Origin of the sequence: Chitinophaga sp. (genome assembly GCF_036569125.1) — a bacterium.
Lineage (GTDB): Bacteria > Bacteroidota > Bacteroidia > Chitinophagales > Chitinophagaceae > Chitinophaga.
Genome location: NZ_DATCRF010000240.1, coordinates 1 through 9943, shown reverse-complemented (window position 1 = coordinate 9943; position 9943 = coordinate 1). Strand labels below are relative to the sequence as shown.

Sequence of the window (9943 nt, the reverse complement as noted above, 5' to 3'; positions counted from 1 at the left end):
CCTTTCCATAACACGCCGTTCTGAATATCAGCTGCATCCTGCACGCTCAGGTTCATGTTAATGTTATGGCTTTTCGTTTTATTCACCCGCAGGCTGTAGTTCAGGTTCAGGCCTGCATTCTGGGAGATCTGTTTAAAGTTCAGGGTATCCATATCCACATATGGGCCGGTTTGGTTAATATATTCAAACTGCGGTTTAATATGCGTATAGGTTTGGAAGTTAGAGTAGCTGAAGCTGGCGGTGAACTTTTCATTGGGCATATAATTGGCATTCAGTGAGCTTACCATGCGCGAAGTAGCGCCTGATTTGGTATGGTTCAGGTCATCCCGCTGGTAGCCTACGTTGGCCGATATACTGGCCTTATCTTTCAGGAAAGGCTGTGAAAAGTTAACGGTAATATTTTCCAGGTCGTTATTCATGTAGTAAGCCCCCAGGGTCTGGTAGCCAGGATCCACACGCTCATAGCCAATACCAATGGTGCTTTTGTAGAACGAGTAGTTCATACCGGCCTTAATGGCTTTAAAGAAATAGGTACGGCGCTGGTCATACATAAAAATGCTGCCCAGGATATTACCGCCGGATGCTTTGGATACACCGTTGTTATCGCGTTTGTCCAGCTTCATAGCGCTGTTGGCATATTCCGCAGTGATCTCCAATCCCTTCCGCGGGCGGATCATGGCCGTTAAGCTTACCGCCAGGTTGGCTTTGGGAAAAATGTGCAGGGTGTCCGGCAGGTATTGCATAGGATCTACCTTATCTTCTGCACGTATAAAGCTGGCGCCCAGCGCATATTTCTCTTTCATGAGCCCCAGCTTGGCGCCATAGCCCATACGCTTGTAGCTGGGCAGCACGCTGCGGTTGGTGCTGTCATAATCCACGGCGCGTAATAAGCGGCCATACATTACGCTTACGCTCCACTCGCTTTCCGGCATAACGTCAATGCCTACCCCGGTGAATTGATGCCCGTTCAATGTATAGGGTGAGAACGACATAGATACATCGCCTATATGCGCAGTTACCCCTTTATAGGTAGGGTGCAGGCTTAAACGGTTAGGCATGTTAGGGTATGAATAACCTGCGCCGGCATTGGTGAAGTTAAAGGAAAAGGGCAGGTTCAGCTGTCCGAACAGGTTAGCATTCAGGTTGCCGTTCAGGAACCAGGTAAAAGGCTGCCGGCTGTATCCGCCGCCGCTGTTCAATACAGTGCTGGCATTCAGGCCGCCGTTCACTTTAATAGGCTTGCCTTTACCAAACATATCACCAATGTGTTCCAGGTCAAAGCTCTGGGCAAATGTGCACATGGGTAACAACAATCCCACACAGAGGGATAGGATGCGGCCCTTATTCATACTTCTGTATTTTAATGTCCGCTAATATGTAGGCGGTGCTGCCTTCCAGTACGTAGTCCTTTATTTTAATGGCGCCTTTACGCCCGTCTGCTGTTTGGAACAATACTATGCGGGGCAGCAGATCGCTGTTGAACTGTATGGTGCCTGTAGCATTGGCCGGCACTTGCAGGGTTTGCAGGGGCGCATCGTTCAGCATATTGTCAAAATCTGCAACGGTAAATGGTGTGGTGCAATTACACAGCTCCTGTTTGTTAATAAAGCGGGTGGCCATGGCGCCGGGTATGGCCGGGAAAGTATAGCTGCTGGCCGAATCCGGCGTAATGAACTTGTTAAACGTGAAGCTCCGGTTCAGGCCAAAGAATACAATATCTATCTCTTTACCTGCCGCAGAAAGATCATCGCCTTTCTTGAACACCTTTCGTAAGCGTGTGGAGTAAAAGCAGCCAATATCCGTATGGGCGGTGCTGATGCCCAGCTGCACATCAGTAAGCGTACGCAGTTTGGTATTGGGTTTTACGGTAATGGTTTTGGTTACGGTTTGATTGTCTTTATTGTTGCCGTTGGTTAAAGTAACGGTGTATGTACCAGGGTCTTTAAAATATACAGTGGTATTGGAGGAGGTATCGCTGGCCAGTACCCCGCCGCCGGACGATTGCCATTTTTGAACCAGGTAGCTGCTGCTGCCGCTTTTTAGTATAGCCGTTAGCGGTGCTTCCAGGTCATCGTCCTGGAAAGAGGGCGTTATCTCAAAAGCCGCATGCAGCGCTGGTTTTACAGTAATGGTCTTGCTGATGGAAAATTGCTGTCCGCCGTTGCCTACCTGCAGCGTAATATTATGCGGGCCGGGTGTGGTAAATGTAACCAGGGGAGGGGCCGCTGCATCCGCAGTAGCGGGCGTGCCATCTTCAAAGGTCCAGTGGTAGGTGCTGGCGCCTATTGTGCGGTTGGTGAACTTTACCTGCACCGGCGAAAAATCATTCACCTGGATCTCTGCATCAAAAGCTACCTGCACGGCGCTGTCCAGGTGTATATCAATGGTCTTGGTCTGGCGGGTATCATCATTCCAGGCTTCCAGCGTGATCTTATAATTACCGGCCTGTTTAAAGGTAACGCTGCCGGGGTTCTCGTAGTCGGAGGTGCCGGGTTCCCCGCCTTCAAAGGTCCATTTAAAACCGGTAGCGCCCACGCTGCGGTTAGAAAAGTTTACGGTGGCAGGCACGGTGTGCGAGCTGTCTGCCAGCACAAAAGTAAAGTCGGCGGTCAACGGCCGGTCCACTTCTTTATAGCAGGCGCTGAAAAGAAGGGCCAGGAGGAATAGGGTATAGGGTATAGTCCGGATCATAGGTGTATAAGGGTAATTAGCGTAACATGCTATCAACTTCGTTTGAGAACATGCACATTTTCCTGTTCATCTGTAATGAATAAACTGTCATTATATAACTTTATATCAGTAAGCCATTGTGCCGGAATATTAAATTTGTATTGCCAGTCTATTTTATCAGTGTTCATATTAAAGGCATACAGCGCTTTCCCGTAACCAGCCATGATGTACAGGTAATGGTCCTGTTTTACCAGGCGGTAATAATCTGATGCCTTAAAGCCCTGTTGGGTTAGTTCATCCGTAAGGTCAGCGTCTTTTAATATTTCCCCGTTCTCACGGTTAATGATGCACAACCGGCCCTGTAAGCCCGGTGTCATCAGGTAAGAGAATACAAAGATCTCATCACCTATGTACTGGGTAGCCGGCAAAAAGCCATGGTGCTGCCAGGTAATGATACCGGTGCTGGCATCAAAAGCAGTGAGGTAGTTCTTAAATGATTCAAACTTTGAGCGGATAATTAACAGGCCGTTCTGCAGGCTGAAATAACTTTCCGGCAGCATCGTTTTATCTTCCAGGAAAGCATCATTGGATACCTCCCATAACTTTGTATTATCGGCCAGGGAAAAGCCGCTTAAATGCGGTACCAACCGGAAATATTTGTCCTTGTAAATAGCTGCCGGCGCCCTTCCCACGCTATAAGTATTAACCGGCTGCAGGTGTTCATTAAAGGCCTGTAATTTATTAGCTGCCGGAATATAAATAGTGTTGCCATCCGTTAATGCTTTGTATAGTAAAAAACTGCCTTCAAGGATACCGGCGGGTTGTTGCCAGCTGCCGGTTTGCAGGTATTGTACAGGCCCTTCATTCTCCGCCTGGAATAATAGCCAGTCGTTGAACCTGCATGCATACCAGGGTGAAACAGCAGATACCTGCACGGGTGCTTCTTCCCGGTAAATAGCTATTCCTTTATCTGCAAAACAAATGATCAGTTCCTGTTTATGCAGGTAAGTATATTTTACTTTTTCAAGCTGTTGGAACGGTGTAAACATCTACGGCACAATTTTAAAGATGTAATCGAACCAGCCGGCATCATTTTCCAGGTAAGTAACCAGGCTGGCAAGGCCGCCAACCGTATATTCGGAGTCGGTGGCTACCGCAATCTGGTCAAACATGCTGAATGTTTTAACATTGTTCAGCAGGGCCTGGTTCTGAGGCTTAAGCAGTTCATTTTTAATCGCTAAATATACATCGTTTCTGGTGGTTTTTGTACCGTCAAAGAGCCACTTCATCTGGTTGAACGAGTTCACGTTAGCCCGCCGTATATCATTGGTGAATTGCTGCATGAAAGTAGAGGGCGGCAAACTGTTGGTAGCATAGCTTTTAAATTCGTAGTACACATCATTGTTCCCGTTGGTTACTACCAGGTCCGCTATCCTTAGGTCTTGCGGAGCAAAAACAGTGGTTTCTTCAAAGCGGATATTCGTATAGCCGCTAAATTCACTGGAATGTTGCTGCATGTACCGGATCACATAATTGCCACCGGTTACCGTGAAAAAAGGATTTGAATTTTCCAGGTTGGAAAGCATACCGCCAAACCCGGTGATGTTAAGCCTTCTGCTGGCCAGCTCGTCCAGGTTCTCAAATATCTCATTATCTACGATAGCGGTCTGCTCTTTCTGGGCAGCACAGGCCTTAGCAATATCTACAAAGTCTGCATCGGCAAGGCTAAAGGGTGCGCTTCTGAGCTGGGTATTTCTCATGGCCTTTTGCAGCTTATTCAGGTGTGTATAGCTGATGCGCAAACAGCTGCGGCTTGCATCAAGGTAAATTTTCCAGGCATCTACAAAAGCAGGTGTTAATAAAGGAATGCTCTGCGCCAGGTAAACACTGATGCCGGTACAGGAAGTGCCTGCCGGTGTATTATTTACCACATCGCTCAGGAAGGTATTCAGGTCAGCAACAGGTAAACCATTCAGCTTCATACATACCGGTTTTAACTGGGGGAAGGGCAAATAGGTACAAAGTTTGGTCAGCGCCTGTACCTTACTGGCGTAGGTTGACCTTTGTTCCAGTGAACAGATCAAAGGCTCTGCGGTGCACAGCTTACAGGTATTATCCTTTTCTTTCTGTTTGGTTTGCACATAGGTTTCTACTACAGTTTTAGCTTCTCCCTGTGCATATAAAAAGTAGTCTGCCTCTTCTACCGTTACCACTACTGCTTTGGCGGTGGCTGTTACGTTCTGCAAAATTTTCAGCTTGGCCACTTTCTGTGCTACCTGTTCTGCTTGCAGCATGCCGGCTAACGCAGGCGTAAACTCCGTTACCTGTACTAAGTTTACCGGTGTTTCAGATACGGTTAACAGCTGTTTCAAAGCCAGCTCACGTATCAGCTCCCTGCTGTCTTCCAGGGTATAGGCCATCTTTTGGGTTTCCATCACTACCTTGGTCCTGCTTGCAGTGGCTGTTGCCGTGCCGCCACCTGTACCACCCCCACCGGTGCTTCCGCTGGTACCGCCACCTGTGCTGCCTCCCGTACTACCGCCGGAGCCACCGCCTGGTTCAAAGAACGAAGCGCCGGATTCCCTCACAATATCATCCCCGCCGGATAACCTGGACGCACGGTAGGCAGATGATTCTTCTGTTACCTGCACCACGATCTTATAATCCGCCATAAAGTCAAGCCCCTTATATGCGCTGCCGCCGGCTTTACCTGCTGTATTAGCAATGGCTGCTACGTCTATGCCCCCAATATCCTTATTACTTAACCATGCCCGTAGCTGGTTAAACCTTGCCGGATAAGCTGCGCGTAATTTAGCCAGGAAGTCCGGCCGGCTTTTTACAAGGTCCACAAAGAGGGTGCTTAGTTTTTTTGCGGTATTATAGGCTCCCGCACCCAATGATGCTACGCCTTTGGCGGCAGAGAACATGTTCACGCCAAATTCTACTGCCTTAAAGATCTGGAAACCGGTAGTGCCCAGGTTCTCTTTCATGAAGTTGTTAAAGGCCGGGTATTCTTCTCCTACTATTGCCGTGATAGCAAAGAAGGTCTCTGCAACGATCAGGATCCTGGCCCCCAGCGTGGCTGCAGAAACAAAACCGCCTACACCTGTGGCCAGTGAAACAGCCGCCAGTGTCATATTCACATTATGCTTGATCTCCTTGTTGTCAACTTTTTTCAGGTACCATTGAATAAAGAAACCTGGTAATAAAGAGATCTGGTCTGCCGCTACGCTAAAACCGGTGTTAAAATTTATATCCGTTGTTGGTATAATAGCAATCAGGTCAAAAGGCTCCAATGCATCATCTTCTCCAATAATGCGGGTCGGTATGTCGGCACAGGTGGTACATCCGGGCGGGGCCGGCGGCGGCTGGAAGATGCCATTTTCTTTCAGGTCCCATTTTGGCTTACCAACACCGTATTTTTGTAAGGTGGTGCCCAGCTCCTCATCATACTTGGGCATGTACTGATAAAACGCGAACTGGGGATTCAGGGTAATGCTTTGCCCATTGAGAGTAACGGTAGCAGATGGCGCTTTGCTTTCGTCCTGGATGATGTTCTGCATTTTACCATTTTCCCAGGAGAAGATCCTGTTCCTGGTGTACAGGTCATCCAGCGCTTTTGCCGTAGCATTCTTCACCACCATCGGCGCTAACACACCCATTAGCTTTGAATAGTTGCCTTCGCCTACCGGCTCATCATCCATTTTCTTGAAAATGTCTTTCAACAGCTTGTACTTCTTATCCGTACCCTTCAGGTCTTCCATCAGCGATGGCTGCTGGTCGTCGGGGGTAGTGGATATCAGCGCTATCATCAGATCTTCCGAGCTTACAACGGTTTGGCCGCTTTCGCTCTTCGCAAAGTTCACCCAGCGGCTGGTATTAAGCAGCTGCCACCACGAGTTATCATTCAGCTCTTCTAGTTTATTCAATATCGTTATAGCGCGAATGCGCCCCGGGTACTTCAGCGCCGCTAATTCACCCTCGCTGAATACATCCAGCGCTTTAACCAGCTGAGAAGGGCTGGTGATCTCGGGTAGCAGTTTAGTGATCTCTTTAAAATTCTCGTTGAACTTATACAGGTTGTCATAAAAACCACGGAACACAGCCGGGTAATAACCATCCCCGGTTTTCTTATCGCTCAGGTAAGCTACATAAGCGTCATAGTCCATGCTGTTGATCAGCAGCGCCAGTTTTTTCAGGATCAGCTGATCCGGGCACAGGTCCTTATAATCATTATAGAACTTCACGCCTCTGCTATCCGGCGCCAGCTTGGCAAAATCCTCGTTCACCTGCTTGAAGTCGGCATTGAACTTGGCAATGCTGTTGGCGGCTGCCTGTATGGTTTGTTTTAAAAAGCCTATACGCAGGCTGTTCTGATCGGTTTTGTCGCCGTTGGTTTTGCTTACATAATCGGTGGCATTGATCTGGAAACCGTTCACCACCAGGGAGGATGATCCATGGTAAAAGCAACGGTGGCTTACTTTATAGGTGCCGTTTATGTTAGTGAAATAAGAAATGATGTATAATACGGAGTTGGTAGATAATAACTTTGTGTTCTGCCTTATTTTCGGAATAACGCTTTTCCATATGGATTCGCTGGCGTTAACGTCGGCTGCTTCATATTTATTCTGCGCCTTTACACTGGACCATTTAATATCAGATACCTCTTCGGGCTTTGCATAGTTGTAAATAGATGCCAGCACTACGTACAGATGCTCTGTTCCGGTTTGCGCCTGTACCGTATTCACCAGGGAACGTACCTGTGATTCCAGTGTGGTATTGCCGTTGAACCAGAAGTACTGTCCGTTATTTACATAATCCGAATAAAAGGTTTGGGCAGGATCGTCGTATACCAGCAGGTAATCTTTTTCAGATTTATTCCTGTCGGCCTTTATCTTACTATTAACGGCTTTGGTTAAGCGGTTCACATACCGGTCTACCAGGCTGTCGGCCGGTGAGGCCGATGCGTACAACGGTATGTATCCTAACAGTACACTTATACAAATCAGTATCCTTTTCAGTAACCGGATCATTTTCCTGTTATTTAAGTAAGTTGTCAATTTTAAGTTTCAGCTGTTCTGTTGCGTATTTGATCATATCCTGCTTGCTGGCGTCTTTCATCTGCATGCTCATGATCTCCTTAATAAGCGTTTTGCCATCCAGCGCAACATCATCTTTAAAGTCGTTATTCACGGCTGCTTCATCTTTATAGAAATCGGAAGCGGCAAATATTAACTTCATTGTGATCAACAGCTTACGTTTTTGGTTATAGTCTTTTACCAGTGCTGCAAATTCTTTAGAGCTGGCCGGTATATCGCTTTCAGTCAGCGTTTCATCAAAGCCGCCCAGGGCTTCTATCTGTGCATTGGCAGTAGTGTCGCCGGTAATACCCTGCTTGTCAAACACCGCTTCTTTGATCAGACGTTGCTGCGTTGTAAAGTCGGTGCTGGTGCTGCCGGATGTTTTGTCGGCTTCTGCTTTCAGCGCTTTAATGGCTTTTACCAGTACATCCGCCACATCTTTCACCAGCTCTTCCTTCTCCTTATTTACGGCTGCTACTTCCTTCTTGGCATCCTCAAACTTCTTCTCTGCGGTATCCATCTTCTTCTTGGCAGCTGCTTTTTCTTCCGGTGTTTGGGCTGCATCGTACTCTTTCTTTGCTTCGTCGTATTCTTTTTTGGATTGCTCCATATTATCGGCAGCAGTATTCATACGCTCCTTCAGCTCTTCCGGCAGCTCTTTCTCTGCCATTTCCCTGATCTCTTCCGTCAGCTCTTTAATGGCCAGGTAATCCTCATCTATAGCCAAATGCGCCAGGTCATTGATCACACTTGCAAAATCCTTGATGGCCTGCACTGCCTTATCTACATCCACGATCTGTGTTCCCAATGAATCAAATGTGCTCATGATAACGCCGCTCATCAGCTGCCGGTCTGTATTCACCTGTATATTATCAAACTTCACCTTTAAGCGGTTGTAGCCCAGGAAGGGGATGGTGATATAACCATAACCGCTAAACGAACCTCCGCCGCGTACCTGTAATAACCGTACAGGGAAGTCGCCGGCCATGATCTGGTCATCGGGCTGCAGCTCCTTCAGGGGTGTTTGGTTGGCCAGCTTAATATCCGGCAGCAGGCCGCAGTTCCTGTTAGCGGTGGTATCGCGGGAGGGTACGGTAAACCCATGCACATCGCCCAGGGTTTTATTGCCCAGGGTACAATAGCCGCCTACACGGTAATCATATTTGCGGCCGGGTACTGCATCATAAATAGTTACTTCGCTGCTGGTGGTTTTTACGTTAAACCATTCCGCGTTATCCTTGCCCTGCTCCCGGTATTCTACCAGGTATTCAAACATCTTGGGCTGCGGCAGCCAGGTAATGGTGATGCGGCCATCCTGCACCGTGGCCACGGGCTGCTGCGGTGGCGAGCAATCTTCCTGCAGGGTGAAATAGAAGATCTCCGTATAGCCGTTATTGGTAAATACGTCAAATTCATCCATACCCTGTTTGGCTTTGGCCCGTATGCGCCAGGCATAACGTTTGCCGGGCAGCAAGGGCGGTTCCGCAGGGCCGTATAACAGCGTAGTGCTAACCGTAGTGGTCTGGTACAGGGGAGGAGTGGTGCTAAAAGCAGCTTCCGGTAAAATGCCGGTATCCCAGATCTCTACCAGCGTAAATTCATATTCTGTCTGGAAGGCGGCATTGGGGCTGCCCATATGCCGGGGCGTCCAGTTAAAAACAATGTTCAGCGGATCGCGGAATGATACGGCTTCGCCTTTGCGGGGCAGGTTTAGCAGCGGCGGTTCGCTGGTGCTGATCCACACCGGCGGGGCGCAACCCAGTTTATCATTGCTTACCAGCTGCCCGCTGTTCAATTCCACAACCTCTATACAAAAGTTATAAAAGCCATCCGGCAGCTTGCCGCTTTGCTGCAATTGCTGCCGCGGCACGCCGGAAACTTCCATGTTATCAATATTAAAATACGGCGCCAGGTCGTTCAGCGATAGCTGCACCGGTATGCCTGCTTCCAGCGCTATGAGTGGATAGGAGCCATAGTCGCGGTTGCGCAGCGCCACCGTGGTGCCTTTGATATTCAGCCGCAGCCGCACCTGCAGCACCGGCTTTTGCAGGTCGGTGTTCAGCAGGGTAACGATCATGCGCGCCTGCGTACCGCTATACAGGTTACTGAGCTGTGCTGATACCGGCTGCAGCGTTTGCACCTGTACCCGCACGGGGTACTGCTGCGCTGCCAGCGGCTGGCACAGAATAAAC

At 48.6% G+C, this 9943-nt stretch carries 5 protein-coding genes; all 5 read right to left on the bottom strand.

Annotated features, from left to right (window positions below; genetic code table 11):
* The coding region (locus VIM87_RS08535; protein ID WP_331996575.1) for a hypothetical protein at positions 1-1349 on the bottom strand (1349 nt) is incomplete at its 3' end.
* Entirely contained in the window at positions 1342-2691 is a 1350-nt protein-coding gene (locus VIM87_RS08530) for a PKD domain-containing protein (protein WP_331996574.1), read from the bottom strand. The genes VIM87_RS08535 and VIM87_RS08530, both read right to left, overlap by 8 nt.
* A 32-nt stretch (positions 2692-2723) precedes the next feature.
* The gene (locus VIM87_RS08525) at positions 2724-3719 is read right to left on the bottom strand and encodes a PQQ-binding-like beta-propeller repeat protein (RefSeq protein WP_331996573.1); all 996 of its coding nucleotides are present in this window, start codon (positions 3717-3719) and stop codon (positions 2724-2726) included.
* Positions 3720-7703: a hypothetical protein gene (locus VIM87_RS08520; RefSeq protein ID WP_331996572.1), complete on the bottom strand. Its 3984-nt coding sequence runs from the start codon at positions 7701-7703 to the stop codon at positions 3720-3722.
* Between the two features lie 7 nt (positions 7704-7710).
* Positions 7711-9943: fibronectin type III domain-containing protein (locus VIM87_RS08515; RefSeq protein WP_331996571.1), on the bottom strand; the 2233-nt coding region annotated here is incomplete at its 5' end.

Bases quoted from the DNA above. Each gene is read 5' to 3' on its own strand.
- VIM87_RS08530 (WP_331996574.1), bottom strand. From the start codon at position 2,691: ATGATCCGGACTATACCCTATACCCTATTCCTCCTGGCCCTTCTTTTC.
- VIM87_RS08525 (WP_331996573.1), bottom strand. From the start codon at position 3,719: ATGTTTACACCGTTCCAACAGCTTGAAAAAGTAAAATATACTTACCTG.
- VIM87_RS08520 (WP_331996572.1), bottom strand. From the start codon at position 7,703: ATGATCCGGTTACTGAAAAGGATACTGATTTGTATAAGTGTACTGTTA.